Here is a 17,747-nt window from a genome sequence, read left to right on the forward strand (position 1 = left end):
GGTGGGGTTGTGTTTTAACTATGTCATGGAAAAACTTTGTGAATTTTCACACAATGATTTACTAAGTTGATGATGTGTAAGGTCTGATGCAACGCTAGTGGAAAAGCTCCATCTAATGAAGCTCTTATGGTGAAAAAACGGCGTATATGATGGGATTAACAGGATGATTTCCTGTTATTTGGGTAATTTGTCTGCGTGGCCCGATATTAGCGTGAGGATTTCCCGTTAATCCTGGGAGGACTCTGTTCCAATTCCATTTCATCCAATCACCTTTGCGTTTATTTTCAATATTGCGCCATGCGCCAGATCAGCATCGCGAATAGGCTGCGGACACTAATAAAAATACGTAAATTAAATTACAAAAAAAAATATATGTAATAAAATTTACAAAACTTCAATACCAAGTTTACACTCCTCAAATAGTTGATCGGTATAATTGCCTTCATGAAGCTATAGGAGGTAATCATTCTAATGAAAAAATCATTGCGATTTACCCAAATGTCCATGCTGCTGGTTGCTGCTATATCCATGTCGCTTACCGCTTGCGGGTCCACTGGGTCACAAGGGGGAGCTGTCCCTGCACAAGCTGGGAAAGAATTGAAGCTGTTCGGGTTAAGCAAGACAGAGACACCGGATGAGCTTTATGAAAAAGCTAAGAAGGAAGGGAAAGTGGTTGTCTATTCTCCTTCCGCACGCGCCAACGATGCCAAGAAAACATTTGAAGCCAAGTATCCGGGCATTACGGTCGAAGTGTTCAAGCTGAAGTCTAATGATTTGATGGATAAGCTCATTAAAGAGCAGGATGCGGGCTTATTTAACGCCGATGTGATTATTACCAAGGAAGTCAGCGGCGCTGTTGGTGAGGAGATGGTCAAGCCGGGTCGAGTGTACAAATATTTGCCTGAGGATATCGCACCGAATGTAGATGAACCTTTTCGCACGAAGGACGGGTACGCCAACTATTTGGAAATGAGAACCTTGTACTACAATACGGAAGCTTACAAAGCTGCTCCTGTCTCAAGCTGGTGGGATTTGACGACACCGGAATGGACAGGCAAAGTATACTTGGTTGACCCGCTCAGCTCGCCTGCTTTTATGGATTTGTTCACAGGGATGGTAGTTAATAGCGATGACATGAAAAAGGCATATAAAGATAAATTCGGTAAAGAAATTGAACTGCACGGAACAGAAAATGCAGGCTACGAATTTATTAAACGTCTTAGAGAAAATAAACCTGTTGTCCTTAAAGGCAGCGGCGATGTGCTGGATGCAATCGGTAAAGCCGGGACAAAAAGCCAGGCTGTAGGAGTTGCGGTGCCAGTATAATGGGAGCAAGCCGTCTGACAATTTTAAGGGAAATTACGTTCCCGCTGGTGCTGCCGGCTATTCTTTCCGCATTGATTCTTACGTTTACCAAGGCGATGGGATCTTTTGGCGTACCTGCTTTATTGGGGCTGCCTGTTGAATATTACACCATTGCGACCATGCTTTACAGCGCGATGAGAAACAGAATGACGACCGAAGCTTATGTATTAAGTCTGATTCTCATGTTTATTTCGATGGTCACGATCTATTTCAACCAGAGGATGATAGGGAAAAGAAAAAGCTTCGTCACTATCGGCGGCAAGGACGGCAGGAAGACGCTGACTCCTCTTGGCAAATGGCGAGTGCCGGTAGCGGGCGGCACGCTGCTGTTCATGCTGGTCATCGGTGTGTTTCCATTAATCTTGCTGCTGTGGCAAACCTTTATGTTAAAGGACGGAAACTACAGCTTCAGCAATCTGACCTTGCATTATTGGACCGGGGAATCTAATTTCAAGATTGCCTCTGGGGAGCCAGGTGTGCTGCGTAATAATGCGATGTATCTGGCGTTAATTAACTCGCTGAAAATTGCTCTCATTTCCTCGATTATAGCGGCACTATTTGGTTTGCTGCTTGGCTATGTTATATCCAGAGGAAGGAAGCTTTTGATTGCACGCTGGATTGAACAGATTTCATTTTTACCTTATCTAATACCGGGCATTAGCCTGGCAGCTATTTATATTTCGATGTTTGCCAAACCTATATTATTTTTGCCGGCCTTATACGGTACGCTTACGCTGATAATTTTGATCTCCATAGTTAAGGAGCTGCCTTTTACAACCCGTGCCGGCAATAGCGCTATGCTTCAGGTCGGAGGAGAGCTGGAGGAGGCCGCCGTTATTCAGGGAGCTTCCTGGTTCCGCAGGTTTTCCAAAATCCTGCTTCCACTCAGTAGAAAAAGTCTGATCAGCAGCTTTTTGCTCGTATTCATAGGCGTAATGAAGGAGATGGACTTAATTATTTTACTGGTTACTCCGACGACGGGAACGCTGACGACCCTTACATTTTGGTATGCGGAAAAAGGATATTTTCAATTTACCGACGCCATTATTACGATCATTATTGTCATCATTATGATGATGTACTTTTTGGCTACGAAACTTGGAAAAGCAGACCTGACGAAAGGGCTTGGAAACTGATATGAGCATCATTCAATTAAGCAACGTCAATCAATATTTTGATAAAAACCATGTGCTGAAGCAGATCAATCTGGAGGTTGAGGAAGGCGATTTCATGACCTTTCTGGGACCATCGGGCTGCGGAAAAACGACAACGCTGCGAATTATTGCGGGCTTGGAAAAACCTGAATCGGGGATCGTTACCATTCAAGGAAAAATCGTAGACCATGGAGAAATGCATGTCCATGCAGCTCCATCGGCAAGAGGATTGAGCTTGGTATTTCAAAGCTATGCGCTTTGGCCGCATATGACTATTTTCGATAATGTTTCTTTCGGACTTGAAGTCAAGAAGATACCTAAGGCAGAAATTCGGAAGAAGGTAGAGCTTGCTCTTGAAAAAATGCGTATCCGCGATCTTATAAACCGCTATCCTTCCGAATTATCGGGAGGGCAGCAGCAGCGGGTTGCCATTGCCAGAGCTATTGTGACAGAGCCGAAAATTCTTTTGCTGGACGAGCCGTTATCCAATTTGGATGCCAAGCTGAGGATCGAAATGAGAACCGAGTTGAAAAGATTGCATCGGGATATGAAGACAACGATCATTTATGTGACGCATGATCAGGTAGAGGCGCTCACAATGTCAACGAAGATTGCGCTGTTTTTTGACGGGAAGATTGTGCAGGTGGATACGCCGCGAGGCTTATATAGGAATCCCGGTACGCTTCAAGCGGCTGATTTCATCGGGAATCCTAGCATCAACTTGATTGAAGCGAGATCTGTGGAGACAGAAGGAATGCTGCGGACGACATCCAGCTTGGGCCAATTGGACTTTTTCTATGAAGGCACTCAGAGCGGTGAAGTTGTGCTGGCCTTGAAGCCGGAAGATATTCACATTTCCAGGCTGCCATCGGAGGGCGCGATTCCATGCCAGGTTTATTCCGTTCTGCCCGCGGGGTCAGAAACCTTGATCCAATTGCAGCAAGGCGACAGGGGCTTGTTGGCGAAGACGATTGGGGAGGTTGATTACGAGATGGACAGCACAGTATGGATTTCTTTCCCAGCCGACAAAATCAATATGTATGACAAGCTGTCCAAGAAATTAATTTCAAAAAACCGCATTTAACTTAATTGGGGATATAGGAGCTGTACTGCTTTCGCAGCGCAATGAAATGCTCCAGCTGCTTTAATGTAGCTTCCTTGTTATGCATCCCTGCAGCGACAACCAGGCTTTCGACTAACGCCATTGGCGCTACCATAGAGTGGAATTCCCACATCTGGCCGCGGAATGAATAAAGAACGATATCAGCTAAAGCATTCATATCGGAGACAAGCTGGTCCGTTATTAATATAGTTGTATAACCGGTTTCTTTGGCATGGCGCAGAAGTATTTCGGTTTCGGCAAGCATTCTCACAAAGCCGAAAATAACAACCGTGTCCTCCTTGTGAAGGTGGGCAAGAGCTTCGAACAATTCGCGGCCGCTCTTTGGAGTTGTCGTTGCTGCATAACCGAAGCGGGTAAGTCTGAATTGCAGCAGATCGCCTAACGCTTCGGAAGGTCCGGGAGCGAAGATATGTATATGGCGCGAGCGGTTAAGCGCTTGGACAGCCAGGTTGAAGTCCTCACGTGAAAGATGGGCGGAGGTTTCTTTTAAATATTGAATACTAAGATCGATCATATCACCCGGCAAGTCATCGGCGCCTACTTTGTTCAGCAGGTTCTGAATCTTATTGGCAGGCGAAATATCCCCGTTCTCATGAATGATGGACAGCTTATAATCCTTGAGGTTTTTGAAGCCGGCAGCTTTCCAAAATCGGGATACGGAGGCAATGCTGATTTGTAGCTCGGAAGCCATATCCTGCTCGGTAAGAGTAACGATTCTGGTTCCGTTTTTTTCGATAAAATCAGCTATCTTTTTTTGATTGGCTGACATATTTTCCAGATTCCATTTGAAACGCTTGTCCATGAGGATGTCCCCCTTTCTTGAAATAATAATATCATACAACTAGGAGAGAAGAGAATGAAAATTGATTTCCACACCCACGTGAAGCTATCCAAGAAGGTGACGTTCTCGCCGGAATATTTGCAAGAAAGCATACTTGAAGCCAAGGAAAATGGGCTTACGGCAATCACCTTGACGGAGCATTTTAATACAACGCGATTTTTTGACATTTATGACTTTCTTGACAGTAAGTATGCTTATCATGAAGACTATTACGATATTGACGGCTTTAAGCTGTTTGCAGGTATGGAGATTGATGTGAAGGAAGGCGGGCATATTCTGTTCATTGGAAACCGGAAGGACGTGCGGAAGATCCGTGAGCAGTTGTACGGTTATGAAGAGGAAGGAAGCTTTATCCCTGTAGCTGATTTATTTCGAATGGATGGGGTCAGCGATATGATCAAAATTGGTGCTCACCCTTTTCGGGAATCCAATCCGCTGCATCATTTGCCGGAAGACATTCTTAGGCAGTTCGATTTTTTTGATCTGAACGCCAAGGATTTATACAAATACGGGATATCGGCTATGCAAGAGCAAGTTAACGATTTTGCCCAAAAGCTGGGCGTGCCTGTAGTCGGTGGAAGCGATACCCACCATCCTTTACAGTTTGGAAGTGTTATTAATGTTCTTGAAGAGGAATGCAGTACTATCCCGCAGCTCAAGCAAACCATTCTTAAAGGTAAATATGAACTGGAAATTTCCCCGTGCTTGACGACCAAGGTAAAGGCAGCTTCAATGGTTAAAGAGGTAATCAAAGCAAGCATGAAGAACGGCTAATACGTCATTTTCCCATAAACGATACCGACTATCCCCCCATAGATGTGTAAAAGAAAGAACCTTCACAACCACTTTTATAGCGGTTTTGAAGGTTCTTTTTGCAAGCCAATATTAGGGTCAAGCTTCGGAGTAGTGTCATCCTTGGAGAGCATAAAATCATCGAGGCTAAGGTCTGCTTTACTCTGATTACAGAGCATACAGGCGCATACGCAATTAACGGGTGTCGTATGACCACCCTTCGCCCGGGGCAGCAGGTGATCGATGGTATCGCCGTATTCTCCGCAGAAATAGCAGGTGTATTGGTCGCGCTGCAATATATACTGACGAAAGGTCTTATTGCTGTACACGCGGAGTACGGTATTGCGGTTTATGACGATGGCCGCATGCTCTCGTACAAGGGTAACGGCGGTTTCCAGGTCCGTTTCCTGCTGCCAGCGACGGCCTTTATCCGTTCTCCCACGCATCCTTAAGATGCCTTGTCGGTTTGGGACAAGTATGGAGGCGTCGGGTCCTCCCAGTTTTGGCGGAGGTGCAGGAAGCGGCCGGTGAGCTATTCGCCTGGGTGGCGAGGATTGCGGCTCTTGCCGCTGGTCGTGTGACCTTTTGGCGTCCTTCAGCCGCTTGCGGCAAGCTTTGCAAGTTCCGCGGCGAGACTCTTTGCCTGAACGTTTGCCCGTTCTGCGAAGAAAGTCAGCAAGCAGCTTTGGCATTTTGCAGCTGGTGCATTGTTTATATCTTAGGTTATCCGATTCCATACCGGGTTGGCTTGCTAAATCCTGCTGATTCTGCTCCAATATGACCACCTCAAAAAAGTGTTGTTACAGCATAGATTAACTCTATTGTACAACAAAATGTTTTTTTTCAGTAATCATGCCACGTAACAGTGAAAATAGCGGGCATTGACAAAATGGTTGATTAGAAATATTGTATAAATGAAAGAAAACGAAACTAATAAAATAACTAAACGAATCTAAATAATTTCATTTTACAGAAGGGCAGGAGGATTCATGGCATTAGTATCATCCACATCTATGCTGCAGCAGGCAAGAAAGCAAGGATACGCGGTTGTAGCCTTTAACGTTCATACGTTAGAAATGCTGCAAGCCGTAGTTGACGCCGCGGAAGAGAGCCATTCGCCGCTTATTTTGCAAACGACTGTAGGCACTGTGAAGCATCTGGGCATTGAATATATTGCAAATGCGGCACGAACAGCGGCGGAAAAGGCGCGAATACCGATTGCGCTTCATTTGGACCATTGTCAAAGCTTCGAGCTCATTATGCAATGCATTCGGGCTGGCTACACTTCAGTTATGATTGATCAGTCGATGCACCCATTGGAGAGAAATGTAGAGATGACCAGAAAAGTGGTCGAGGTAGCCCGTGCATTGAATGTGAATGTGGAGGCTGAATTAGGCAAGGTTGGCGGTGTTGAGGACGATATACATGTTGATGAAGATATGGCATCTCTTGCAGATCCCGATGAGTGCCAGCGTTTTGTTGAGTTGACGGGAGTATCGACACTGGCGCCAGCCATAGGTACTGCACATGGTATATACAAGGGCGAACCGAATATTGATTTTCAAAGAATTGAGGCAATTGCAGGTAGGGTTGAAGTGCCGCTCGTGCTGCACGGAGGCTCTGGAATCCCGGAAGCGCAGGTGAAACGATGTGTAGCGTTAGGAATGGCCAAAATGAATGTAGCGACTGAGTTAAAGAACGCATTTACGAACTCTTTGCAGCGTTTCTTTGTCGAGCATCCGAATGATCTGGACCCGCGCTCTTACATGTCTATTGCCAAAACGGTTGTTAAACAATTGGCGTTACAAAAGATGGAGCTTTGCGGCTGCACTAATAAAGGTTAGCTGCTGCGGGCTGAGAAGGTGGCGAATAACATTCCGAACACATATCTAGTCGGTATTGATATTGGTACTTCCGGTTGTAAGGTCGCCCTGTTCGATACGGAAGGTACCGTTCTATTTCAAGGAACAGAGCCATACCCAACTCATTATCCGCAGCCCGGGCATGCGGAGCAAAATCCGGATGATTGGTGGCGCGCAGTATGTGTTAATCTTCAAGCTATGTTTAAGCAAACAGGCGTACTACCCGATCAGATTAAGGGAATAGGGGTCGATGGACAGAGCGGGGCTGCAATTCCGGTTGATCGACAAGGACAGCCATTGAGGAATGCCATCATTTGGTTGGACCGCAGGGCTGCCCCACAATGTGATCAATTAATACAAACGATCGGCCCGGATAGGCTGTTTGAGGTTTCCGGAAATCCGATGGCACCTTCCTATGTCACGGGTAAAATACGTTGGATTCAACAGAACGAGACTGAAGCTTATAAACAATCATCCAAATTTTTACAGTGTAATAGTTATATTGTATATAAGCTGACAGGGGAATATTCCCAGGATGTGTCGCAAGGCAATGGTCTTCATGCTTTTAATATTGGAACAAAGTCATGGGATTATAATCTTGCTGAGCAAATGGGGATAGCCCCAGAGCTGCTTCCATCTATTTATGAATGCAGTGATATAGTGGGCGGAGTGACCGCTCTTGCAGCTTCGGTAACCGGCTTGGCCGTTGGAACGCCCGTTGTGGCAGGTGGACTGGACGCAGCTTGCGCTACGCTGGGTGCCGGCGCCATCCATGTTGGAGAGGTTCAGGAGCAAGGAGGCCAGGCTGGTGGTATGAGCATTGTGATGGACCAGCCTATCAAGAACAAGAAGCTGATACTTAGCTGTCATGTCGTAAAAGATATGTGGATTCTGCAGGGGGGAACGGTAGGAGGCGGCAGCTTGAACTGGCTGAGGCGAGAATTTGCTGGTGAAAGCAAGGATTCGGGGCAGTTCTTCCAGCAAGTTAATGAAGAAGCCATGCGTATTCGGGCAGGCAGTGAAGGGCTCGTGTTCCTTCCCTATATGGCAGGGGAGCGTTCGCCAATCTGGGACCCCGAGGCCAAGGGTGTATTCATCGGCTTATCCTATGAAAAAACAAGAGGGCATATGGCTCGGGCCATTATGGAAGGCTGTGCTTTCGCTTTGCAGCACAATCTTAGGACTGCTGAGGAGAGTGGAGCCCGGATTAACATCTTGCACAGCACCGGGGGCGCAGCTAACAGTGCGCTTTGGACTCAAATTAAGGCGGATGTGACGGAGAAAACATTCAAGGTCTCTTCGTCCGACTCTGCAACTACGTTGGGTGCAGCCATCTTGGCGGGTGTGGGAACCGGAATTTACCGGAATTATGAAGATGCGGTGGCGAGGACTGTACGTATGAGCCGCGAGCAAATGCCTAATTCGGATAATCAGCAAATATACCGGACGGTTTATGATATTTATCTGGAAACGTATAGCAGACTGCAAGATTTATTTCCGAGGATGGGAGGGTGAACCTTATGAAAGCAGCCGTATTGTATGCGCCTAATGATATACGTGTAGAAGATATTGATATTCCTGACTTGGAATCCCATGAAATCTTAGTGAAGGTGAAAGCAACGGGAATATGCGGCTCTGATTTGCCGAGGGTTCTGGGAGAAGCAGCTCATCATTATCCTATCGTGCTGGGACATGAATTTGCCGGGGTCGTAGACCAGATAGGCAGCGGAGTTACCCGAGTGAAAGTAGGCGACAGAGTCGTAGGAGTACCGCTCAAGCCTTGCAGGCAATGTGATGATTGCCGCAGCGGCAATTACGCTCAATGCAAGCATTATTCCTTTATTGGCTCCAGAGTCAATGGAAGCTGGGCGGAATATGTTGCGATTCCTGAAGACAATGCGATCCTGTTCGGTGAGGATGTAAGCTTTGAAGAGGCTGCATTGGTGGAACCATCGGCAGTAGCTCTGCATGCCTTGCAGTTAATCCAGTTTCAAGGCGGAGAGCATGTGGCCATTCTGGGTGGCGGCAATATTGGTTTGCTCGTTCTGCAATGGGCCAAAATTTTGGGAGCAAGAGAGGTTACGGTATTCGATATTGATGAACAGAGATTGAAAACAGCCCAATTATTGGGAGCTGATCATGTCATTAACTCGCTGAATTCTGGGTCCGAGGATAAATGGAAGAGCATCACAGGCGGTAAAGGCTTTGGTGTGGTCATGGAAACCGCAGGCTCCGACATAACCATGAGACAGAGCTTTGAGTTAGCTTCAAATAAAGCGAAGGTTTGCTTCGTTGGGACCCCTGTGCGTGATTTAACATTTTCGCATAAACAGTTTGAGCAGATGAATCGCAAAGAATTTACGCTGACAGGCTCATGGATGTCTTATAGCGCACCTTTTCCAGGAAAGGAATGGGAAACCACGCTTCATTTTTTGCGTAAAGGCCAACTGAATTTCAAAGATATCGTATTTAGCAGATTGGAGCTGGATCAGATCAGCGAAGCTTTCGACTTATATCGAAAACCCGGTGCAGTGAAAGGTAAAATCATGCTGCTCAACCGTTGAACATTTAAGTTGAATTACCAATAATCCAAAGTCTTCCTCACCAATCAGCCAATTGTCTTTTCAGTGCAAATTCTTTATACTACTGTGATAACGAAATCAATCGGAATATAACGAAACGAAAATATAGATTTGTGAGGGAGCCTTAATGGAAACAGAGCACGTGGGCCGCAAGATGAGAGGTTTGGAAAGGCATCAATTCATTATCAACTATTTGAAGCATCATAAGAGCGCGGATGTTTCGTTTCTGAGCTCAGAGCTGAAGGTTTCGGAAGTCACGATTCGCAAAGATTTGGAGAAGCTGGAGCGCGACAAGCTGCTCCTTCGAAGCCACGGTGGCGCCGTAGTTAATGAGCATTTGTTCCTGGAGCCCTCTTTTGTAGAGAAGGAGGATAAATTTACAGCGGAAAAATCGGCGATTGCCGAAGAAGCCGCCAAATTTATTAAGGATGGAATGACGATAGCGTTGTCGACAGGCACGACGATTAGTCGTATGACATCACGGATTAAGGATCGAACATCATTGACAGTCGTTACCAATGCCATTAACATAGCTACAGCCATGATGGGACTTGACAGTATTCAAGTTTTTTTGACTGGCGGCCATATTCGTCCCCATACGTTTGCGCTTGTCGGAGAAACAGCAGAGAAAGCTTTGGATGGCGTATATGTGGAATATGCGTTTATTGGAGCTAATGGATTCAGCATAGATCAGGGCTTAACGACTCCAAGCATGGAAGAGGCCAGAGTGGTCCGGGGAATTATCGATCATGCCGAGCATGTGGTTGCGCTGCTGGACTCCAGTAAATTCAATAAAGTCGCTTTTTATCGTATTGTTAACATAGATAAGATTGATACTGTAATTACGGATAGGGATGCTCCGTCCGGTGTCATTGACCAGCTTCGTGAGAAAGGAATCCGAGTTATACTTGCGTGAAAGATTAGTTGAGGATATGGGTAGGAATTAAAAATAATTCCTATCGTTTTATAAGGGTATAAGATTATAGCATATGAAAATAAGGAAAGCAATAAAATGCTTGAATTTTCCAAGTGGATATAGTAATGTACAAGAGTAGTAATTGTACGTACTATACTATTGATAATCAAAGAGGTGGAATCGACCGTGGAGAAAATGTGCATGGAAATGATGATGGGTATGTGTATGGAAGACATGATGTGCAAGATGAAAAGCATGAAGATGATGATGGACAAAATGATGGAAATGAACATGATGGAAAACATGGATATGAACATGATGATGTCCAAAATGCAAGAATGCGATGAAATGATGACTATGATGATGACTATGATGCGTGAAATGAAACAAACTTCGATGTAATTCAAGCTACATACAGCATGTTCATTGACCAAAATGAATATGCCGGTTCTATGCAGAGCATTTGTTTGCATGCATTATGTTTTATCGCCAATAAAGCAGCCCAACTGCTTTATAGAACCATGCCACTGGCAGAGCGGATCACTGCATGCCATTCTATTTTATATACGTATTTCTTTAATCCTTCTCGAAATAACAACCCTCTGATTCCTCAGCTCCCAAACCTGTTCCCTCAAAGTTTCGATCTGACTGCTATCTTTACTCTTCCGAAGCTGTTCGTAAATCTCCAACATCTTACCATTAATCATATCGAACATTCTCCATAGGTTATATTGAAGCGTTTCTTGCAATTCATGCTGAATATGGGTGTCTTTATTACTTAACGTCTGCAAAATCTGCTGCTGCCATTCGGTGTCGCCAAGCTTGCGAGCATAGTTATAGAGATCCAGATAATCGTCTACCCACAATAAGGATATTTGTTTTGAAGTAGAAGAAATCATTATCAGCATCTCCGTTCGAAATTTAGTAGTGTTCTTATACCGAGTATTATACTAGGAATTATCAGAAATGCAATAGTGAAATATAAATTTTTCTTTTTGGGTTTGGATGTATGGTTTTAGTTGATTAAAAAACTTTCAGCATCTATGATGAATATGAGTCCCAATGAACAGAAGGAAATCGGCGGGAATTATTGCATATATTGATTTCGTAAGGGGTGTGTGGTAGTGCGCAGACGTTTGGTCATAGAGGCAGTTATGCTTGCTATTTATGGAGAGATGCTAGTTCCGGATAGGGATGTGGAGTATCTTGTTCCCTATTCAACTATACAGGAGCTGTACGAGCTAAGAGAGAGCAAGGAGCCTATTATGCCGGAGTCGGATGATGAAATCCATGTGCGGACGAAGATTAACGAGCTTATCAACATGACGGAAGAGCCGTTTAACCGCAAAAAGATTGAGCGCGCACTGTCCGTTCCTTGGGCCAAAAGCTCGCCTCTGCCATTGAACAGTAAAGTAACTCTTACTATTATTTATGCAGTGGAGAATGCGGAATATGGAGAACAGTTCGACCCGATAGAAACGGATCTTATATTGACCTCCCTTCATGAGAAGGTACCTATGCTTACGGACCAGCCGGAGTTTGTGGATAGACTGATTGAGGCAGAGGTTCCCGTGCAAGTGTATGATATGGATGATTTCGAATATGCAGTCGAGGGAGATTGAATAGATCATCATGCAGATCACAGCCCCCATTCGAAAAGTGCTTCTAATGAACGCCTCCTCCAATATTATATTTAACTATATCGGTATTTTTGTGAATTTATATATTTGGGAGCAAGGGCACAGCATATTTGATGTTACGTGGTTTAACCTGATCTTGTTCATGACTTGGAGCTTGGCTTTTGCGATTGGGTCGAAGCTGCTGACGATTTACACGACTCGTGTACTTATTCGAATGACGGCTCTATGCGGGGCTTTGACGTTTTTGCTGCTTACTTCGCTCACATTGGATAATCGATTATTATGGATAGCTATTATTGCTGTTCCGGTTGGCATTATGTGGGGATTTTATGCAGCTTCGCAAAATATTACGTTGTCGGCTTTTGGCAAAGGCAAGGATTTTGAGGTGTACTTTTCAATCGCGACTATTATCGGTCAAACGATATCCATCGTAAATCCGGTTGTGTTTGCTCTTATTATAAAATGGATTGGATATTCGGGTTCTTTTCTACTCATGTTTGTGTTTGTAGCCATACTTATGACGGTATCGTTTATGATTCCGCCTATAACGTTAGCTGGGGAAAAGCAGCCGTTATTTCAAAATATGCGGTTTTCAACTGTGTTTTCCTATCCTGCAATTCGGTGGATGGTCCCTTCGTGTTTAGCGGCGGGGGTATTTTTGCAGTTTCAAGGTTTGTTTGCTATCATTTTTACGTTTTCCGTTTCCAGTGACAAATTGGTTATCGCCTTGTTGAACGTGCTCTATGCTGTTTCGGCAATTATAGCTATGGTGCTGCATCGGAGGCTGAATATTAAAGGGGGCATATGGCTGAAGGTCGGAATGATCGCTATAGCCGTAGGCTTTCTGGTGGCTCTGCTGCAGCATTCTGTTTTTCTGGTATTGTCCAACATATTAACGACAGTGGGGCTATTCTATTTTGGAACCGTCTGGAACAGCGATCAATTCCGCATTATTAGCCGACACACCTCGATTGAGCAGGCGAGAATCTTGCTTTGGAGAGAATGGTGTCTAAATATTACGCGGATTATGATGTTGATTCTAATACTGTTTGTTCAGGATTTGAAGGGCGGGATATTCATCGCATTGCTTGGATTCGCCCTTGGTTGTGCGTTCCTCATCCCTTTCTTTTCGCAAAAAGGTGCGGAAGCATTTGCTCGTCAGATGGACGGAGTGGAAAAGTAGGGGACGAAGAAGCAAGGGATGGAGCAGCAAGGGGTGAAGAAGCAAGGGACGAAGAAGCAAGGGACGGAACAGCAAGTATAGCTTCTTCGAAGTATTTCGAATTAGACTTGTATAGGTAAAGGAAAGGCGCTGAACACGTGATTATCGTGAATGGCGTCTTTTTTTGACATATCCGCACATCGAATTCCCTTCCACCACGCACACACGGAACAAAACTTCCGTTATTCCATCTTCCGCCTCCATTTTAAGGAGATAGCGGAAGGCAGAATTCCGTTATTGGGGGAGAATGGGAGCATAATGAACACAAACAGAGAGATAAGGGAACTGGCGGTTCCTTTAAAGCTCTGTTTTTTGCGTTTTTTCTATGATAAAGGAACAAATGCTTCCACTAGCTATGAGTAACGGGACGTAGAATATGCATAATAAGATTTCCCCGTATTCGGAGATTTTTCTACTTTTTTAAAGAAGTTTTTCCATTCTTTCCCTTGGGATTCGGATATACAATTAGCATTAAATAACGATCCGAGGTGTGACAGGATGGGCGAAACGCTGGTTTACATGGAAGGTATCGATAAGCATTTCCTAGGTGTTCACGCACTTGATCAATGTCGGTTCGAATTGGCAGGCGGGGAGGTTCATGCGCTGGTAGGTGAGAATGGCGCAGGTAAATCAACGCTTATGAAGGTGCTGACAGGAGTCTACCAGAAAGATGGAGGCCGCATTCTCTACAAAGGGGAGGAAGTGGAAATCCCCCATACGAGGGCAGCACAAAAATTAGGTATCAGCATTATTCATCAAGAGCTTAATCTGATGCCTGATCTAACGATAGCGCAAAATATTTTTATCGGTAGGGAGCCGCGTCAACCTTTCAAGCTATTTTTGGATGAAAAGTCGCTTAATAAACAAGTGCAGCTGCTCTTTGACCGGATGAATCTGCAGTTGGATCCACGCATGCTGGTGTCAGAGCTAACGGTAGCTAAGCAGCAAATGGTTGAAATTGCGAAAGCGCTATCTTATAACTCCGAGGTGCTGATCATGGATGAACCTACGGCTGCGCTAACGGACGCTGAGATTGATGAGCTGTTTCGGATTATACAGCAGCTGCGAGACAACGGTGTAGGGATCGTTTATATCTCTCACCGAATGGAGGAATTGAAGCGGATTACCGATCGCATTACCGTCATGAGAGACGGCTGTTACATTGATACGGTCCAAACCGCTGAAGTATCCATTGATCAGATTATTTCCATGATGGTGGGGAGGGACATTTATAATGCCGCCAAGCCTGCGGTGGATAAGGCTGACAGTGAAAAGGTGCTTGAGGTAAGCCATCTCAATCAAGGCTCTACATTGAAGGATATTAGCTTTCACTTGAAAAAAGGGGAAATACTCGGCTTTGCAGGTTTGATGGGAGCGGGACGTACAGAGGTGGCGCGTGCTGTATTTGGAGCTGACCCGTTTGATTCGGGAGAGATCCAGGTGTTCGGCCGGAAGGTACGGATTAAACATCCTCATGATGCCGTAAAGCATGGGATAGGCTACCTGTCCGAGGATCGCAAACGATTCGGGCTCATGGTGGAGATGGATGTGAAAACGAACATGGCCATTTCCTTTTACCGTAAATTCAGACGGAGATCGGGTTGGATGAAGGACAGCAGCATCCAGCAGACTGCCGAGCATTTTGTTGAGGCCTTGAAGGTGAAAACGCCAAGCGTGGATCAATATGTAAAATACCTTTCAGGGGGCAATCAGCAGAAGGTGGTTATCAGCAAGTGGCTGGTGCGAAATTGCGACATTCTGATTTTTGATGAACCAACAAGAGGCATTGATGTAGGGGCAAAAAGCGAGATTTACAAGCTGCTCGATGAGTTGGCATCTCAAGGTAAGTCCATTATTATGATCTCTTCTGAGCTGCCGGAAATATTGCGCATGAGCCACCGGATTCTGGTTATGTGCGAAGGCAGAATAACAGGAGAGCTGAGCAGCCAGGAAGCAACACAGGAAGCCATTATGAAATATGCAACCATACATAAATAGGGGGATGGCCGAGTCATGAAATTATCCGTGCTTAAATCACAAGCAACGATTAAAACAGGGGCTACGCAAAAAATATTGGCTTTTGCCAGCTTGATTATACTCGTTGTCATTTTCTCAGTGTCATCGAGCAACTTTTTTCAATTCGATAACATTATCGGCATTATGCTCTCTACGGCTGTGATCGGTGTGCTGGCCTTAGGCTCCACCTTCGTCATCATTACCTCCGGCATCGACTTGGCGGTCGGTACCGTAATGACCTTCTCCTCCGTAATGACGGGTGTCATTATCACGGTGTGGCATCTGCCTATGCCTCTGGGCATTGTGGGCGGCATTGCAACGGGTGCGGTTTGCGGAATCATTAGTGGTCTGGCGGTTGCCAAGATGAAGATTCCTCCATTTATCGCGACCTTGGCGATGATGATGATAACGAAGGGATTATCGCTTGTAATATCCGGAACGAAGCCTATTTATTTCAACGATACTCCCGGCTTTGATAAGATTTCCATGGGTTCGGTTATTAGCTATATTATACCGGGCCTGGAAATTCCTAATGCCGTCCTAATCTTCTTCGTGGTTGCGATAATTGCCAGCATTATTTTGTCCAAAACAATTATCGGACGCTATAATTTTGCGCTTGGCAGCAACGAAGAAGCAACCCGTCTCTCCGGTGTTAACACCAACTACTGGAAAGTTGTTATTTACACCTTAACCGGTGTTTTCAGCGGTATTGCCGGTGTCATGATGGCCTCACGGCTGAATTCAGCTCAGCCGGCATTGGGGCAGGGATATGAGCTGGAAGCCATCGCTGCTGTAGTTATCGGCGGCACATCGTTAAGCGGAGGAAAGGGCTCGATTCTCGGGACGGTTATCGGTGCTCTCATTATGAGTGTGCTGACGAATGGGCTGCGCATCTTGTCAGTGAAGCAGGAATGGCAAACAGTGATTGTAGGACTTGTCGTTATTGTGGCCGTTTATGCGGATATTTTGCGCCGTCGCAAACAGTAGTGCATGTTCAAAAAGCCTCATGCTTCACCTTCTTACAGCATCGGCATTCTTGTTGCTGAAAATCGACTTTTGGAATCCGCATCAGTAGGTTTTTCCTCCTTATTCAAGGAGTTAACTATTATATCAAATTCATAGTTAGGGGCGATCCATTTGAAAACAAGTAAAAGGTTCATGTTTACCGCTGCATTAATGCTGCTTGCAACGACGGTATTCAGTGCTTGCGGAGCGAGCAACCCGGCACCGGCGGCACCAAAGTCGCAGACAGGCGGAGCGGCTGCTCCAACGACAGCTGCACCAGCGCCGGCTCCCGATGCGAAAAAGACGGATAAAATTTACATTCCGGTCATTTCCAAAGGCTTTCAGCATCAATTTTGGCAAGCTGTTAAGCAGGGGGCTGAAAAGGCAGCCAAGGAGTTTCAGGTGGAGATTACATTTGAGGGGCCTGAGACCGAATCCCAAGTAGACAAACAAATCGAGATGCTGCAAGCGGCATTGGGTAAAAATCCGAAAGCTATCGCATTTGCTGCCCTCGATAGTAAAGCGGCAGTCCCTCTGCTGCAGAAGGCCAAAGCGGCGAATATCCCAGTGGTAGGTTTCGACTCCGGTGTGGATAGCGATATTCCGATCACAACTGCGGCTACCGATAATGCTGCTGCTGCTGGCTTGGCTGCCGATAAAATGGCAGTGCTCATAGGCAACGAGGGTGAGGTAGCGTTGGTTGTGCATGACCAAACGAGCCGCACTGGAATCGACCGTCGCGATGGGTTCGTTAACCGGGTTAAAGAGAAATATCCTAATATCAAAATTGTTGATATTCAGTACGGCGGCGGCGATCAGCTGAAATCGACCGACCTGGCCAAGGCGATTATCCAGGCGCATCCGAATGTTAAAGGGTTTTTCGGTGCTAACGAGGGCTCGGCTATCGGGGTTCTGAATGCAGTGACCGAATCGAAGAAGGATAAAATAGTCGTTATTGGGTACGACTCAGGTAAGCAACAAATCGATGCAGTTCGCAGCGGCAAGATGGCGGGGGCCATCACGCAAGATCCGATTGGCATTGGTTACTGGTCCGTTAAGGCAGCGGTGCAAGCTATTAAAGGTGAAGCGGTAAAGAAAAACATCGATACAGGCTTCCATTGGTATGATAAGTCTAACATTGATTCCGATCAGATTAAGCCGCTTCTGTACAATTAAGGGTCAGCCAAAAGAGCTGTGAGATGAAAATCCCATGCTCTTTTTGCATTTCC

17 protein-coding genes are annotated in these 17,747 nt (G+C 45.5%); 14 read left to right on the forward strand and 3 right to left on the reverse strand.

Features of this window, described 5'->3' with window-relative positions; all coding sequences use genetic code 11:
* Positions 1-471 precede the first annotated feature (471 nt).
* From ACFQ0C_RS25560 to ACFQ0C_RS25570, 3 genes are read left to right on the forward strand one after another with little or no spacing between them, the layout of a single operon-like run.
* A complete protein-coding gene (locus ACFQ0C_RS25560) occupies positions 472-1,326 on the forward strand; it encodes an extracellular solute-binding protein (protein ID WP_379370781.1) in 855 nt (284 codons plus the stop codon).
* Positions 1,326-2,501, forward strand: a complete 1,176-nt coding sequence (locus tag ACFQ0C_RS25565) for an ABC transporter permease (protein ID WP_379370783.1) — start codon at positions 1,326-1,328, stop codon at positions 2,499-2,501. The genes ACFQ0C_RS25560 and ACFQ0C_RS25565 overlap by 1 nt, the downstream gene beginning before the upstream one ends.
* A gap of 1 nt (position 2,502) precedes the next feature.
* Positions 2,503-3,603, forward strand: a complete 1,101-nt coding sequence (locus tag ACFQ0C_RS25570) for an ABC transporter ATP-binding protein (RefSeq protein ID WP_379370785.1) — start codon at positions 2,503-2,505, stop codon at positions 3,601-3,603.
* Between the two features lies 1 nt (position 3,604).
* Here the strand turns inward: ACFQ0C_RS25570 and ACFQ0C_RS25575 are convergent, their stop codons facing one another.
* A complete protein-coding gene (locus tag ACFQ0C_RS25575) occupies positions 3,605-4,444 on the reverse strand; it encodes a MurR/RpiR family transcriptional regulator (RefSeq protein WP_379370787.1) in 840 nt (279 codons plus the stop codon).
* 54 nt (positions 4,445-4,498) lie between these two features.
* Between ACFQ0C_RS25575 and ACFQ0C_RS25580 the strand changes: the two genes are divergently transcribed.
* On the forward strand, positions 4,499-5,257 hold the full coding sequence (locus ACFQ0C_RS25580) for a PHP-associated domain-containing protein (RefSeq protein ID WP_379370789.1): 759 nt from the start codon (positions 4,499-4,501) through the stop codon (positions 5,255-5,257).
* A 74-nt stretch (positions 5,258-5,331) separates the two neighbouring features.
* Here ACFQ0C_RS25580 and ACFQ0C_RS25585 read toward each other — a convergent pair whose 3' ends face one another.
* Positions 5,332-6,051 (reverse strand): HNH endonuclease, encoded by a 720-nt coding sequence (locus ACFQ0C_RS25585; protein WP_379370791.1) that lies wholly within the window; start codon positions 6,049-6,051, stop codon positions 5,332-5,334.
* Between the two features lie 213 nt (positions 6,052-6,264).
* Here ACFQ0C_RS25585 and ACFQ0C_RS25590 point away from each other — a divergent pair, with 213 nt between their 5' ends.
* The 5 genes from ACFQ0C_RS25590 to ACFQ0C_RS25610 all read left to right on the forward strand — a co-directional run bounded on the left by ACFQ0C_RS25590 (position 6,265) and on the right by ACFQ0C_RS25610 (position 11,037).
* A complete protein-coding gene (locus ACFQ0C_RS25590; RefSeq protein WP_379370793.1) occupies positions 6,265-7,119 on the forward strand; it encodes a class II fructose-bisphosphate aldolase in 855 nt (284 codons plus the stop codon).
* 18 nt (positions 7,120-7,137) lie between these two features.
* Positions 7,138-8,652, forward strand: a complete 1,515-nt coding sequence (locus tag ACFQ0C_RS25595; RefSeq protein WP_379370795.1) for a xylulokinase — start codon at positions 7,138-7,140, stop codon at positions 8,650-8,652.
* Between the two features lie 5 nt (positions 8,653-8,657).
* Positions 8,658-9,701 carry a galactitol-1-phosphate 5-dehydrogenase gene (locus ACFQ0C_RS25600; protein WP_379370797.1) on the forward strand — a complete coding sequence of 348 codons (1,044 nt, stop codon included), beginning with the start codon at positions 8,658-8,660 and terminating at the stop codon, positions 9,699-9,701.
* A 145-nt stretch (positions 9,702-9,846) separates the two neighbouring features.
* The gene (locus ACFQ0C_RS25605; protein ID WP_379370799.1) at positions 9,847-10,635 is read left to right on the forward strand and encodes a DeoR/GlpR family DNA-binding transcription regulator; all 789 of its coding nucleotides are present in this window, start codon (positions 9,847-9,849) and stop codon (positions 10,633-10,635) included.
* Positions 10,636-10,836: 201 nt separating this feature from the next.
* Positions 10,837-11,037, forward strand: coding sequence for a hypothetical protein (locus ACFQ0C_RS25610; protein WP_379370801.1), 201 nt, complete (start codon positions 10,837-10,839; stop codon positions 11,035-11,037).
* Between the two features lie 158 nt (positions 11,038-11,195).
* On the opposite strand, the gene ACFQ0C_RS25615 is transcribed toward ACFQ0C_RS25610, so the two are convergent.
* Positions 11,196-11,534 carry a hypothetical protein gene (locus ACFQ0C_RS25615; RefSeq protein ID WP_258214712.1) on the reverse strand — a complete coding sequence of 113 codons (339 nt, stop codon included), beginning with the start codon at positions 11,532-11,534 and terminating at the stop codon, positions 11,196-11,198.
* A gap of 225 nt (positions 11,535-11,759) precedes the next feature.
* Between ACFQ0C_RS25615 and ACFQ0C_RS25620 the strand changes: the two genes are divergently transcribed.
* The 5 genes from ACFQ0C_RS25620 to ACFQ0C_RS25640 all read left to right on the forward strand — a co-directional run bounded on the left by ACFQ0C_RS25620 (position 11,760) and on the right by ACFQ0C_RS25640 (position 17,694).
* Complete coding sequence (locus tag ACFQ0C_RS25620; protein WP_258214711.1) at positions 11,760-12,257, forward strand: ADP-heptose synthase; 498 nt, start codon at positions 11,760-11,762, stop codon at positions 12,255-12,257.
* A gap of 10 nt (positions 12,258-12,267) precedes the next feature.
* The gene (locus tag ACFQ0C_RS25625; RefSeq protein ID WP_379370804.1) at positions 12,268-13,458 is read left to right on the forward strand and encodes an MFS transporter; all 1,191 of its coding nucleotides are present in this window, start codon (positions 12,268-12,270) and stop codon (positions 13,456-13,458) included.
* 537 nt (positions 13,459-13,995) lie between these two features.
* A complete protein-coding gene (locus ACFQ0C_RS25630) occupies positions 13,996-15,495 on the forward strand; it encodes a sugar ABC transporter ATP-binding protein (protein WP_379370806.1) in 1,500 nt (499 codons plus the stop codon).
* 15 nt (positions 15,496-15,510) lie between these two features.
* Complete coding sequence (locus ACFQ0C_RS25635) at positions 15,511-16,500, forward strand: ABC transporter permease (protein ID WP_379370808.1); 990 nt, start codon at positions 15,511-15,513, stop codon at positions 16,498-16,500.
* A 150-nt stretch (positions 16,501-16,650) separates the two neighbouring features.
* Positions 16,651-17,694 carry an ABC transporter substrate-binding protein gene (locus tag ACFQ0C_RS25640; protein WP_379370810.1) on the forward strand — a complete coding sequence of 348 codons (1,044 nt, stop codon included), beginning with the start codon at positions 16,651-16,653 and terminating at the stop codon, positions 17,692-17,694.
* Positions 17,695-17,747: the final 53 nt, after the last annotated feature.

It is taken from the genome of Paenibacillus sp. GCM10027630 (assembly GCF_042676305.1).
Classification (GTDB): Bacteria; Bacillota; Bacilli; order Paenibacillales; family NBRC-103111; genus Paenibacillus_S.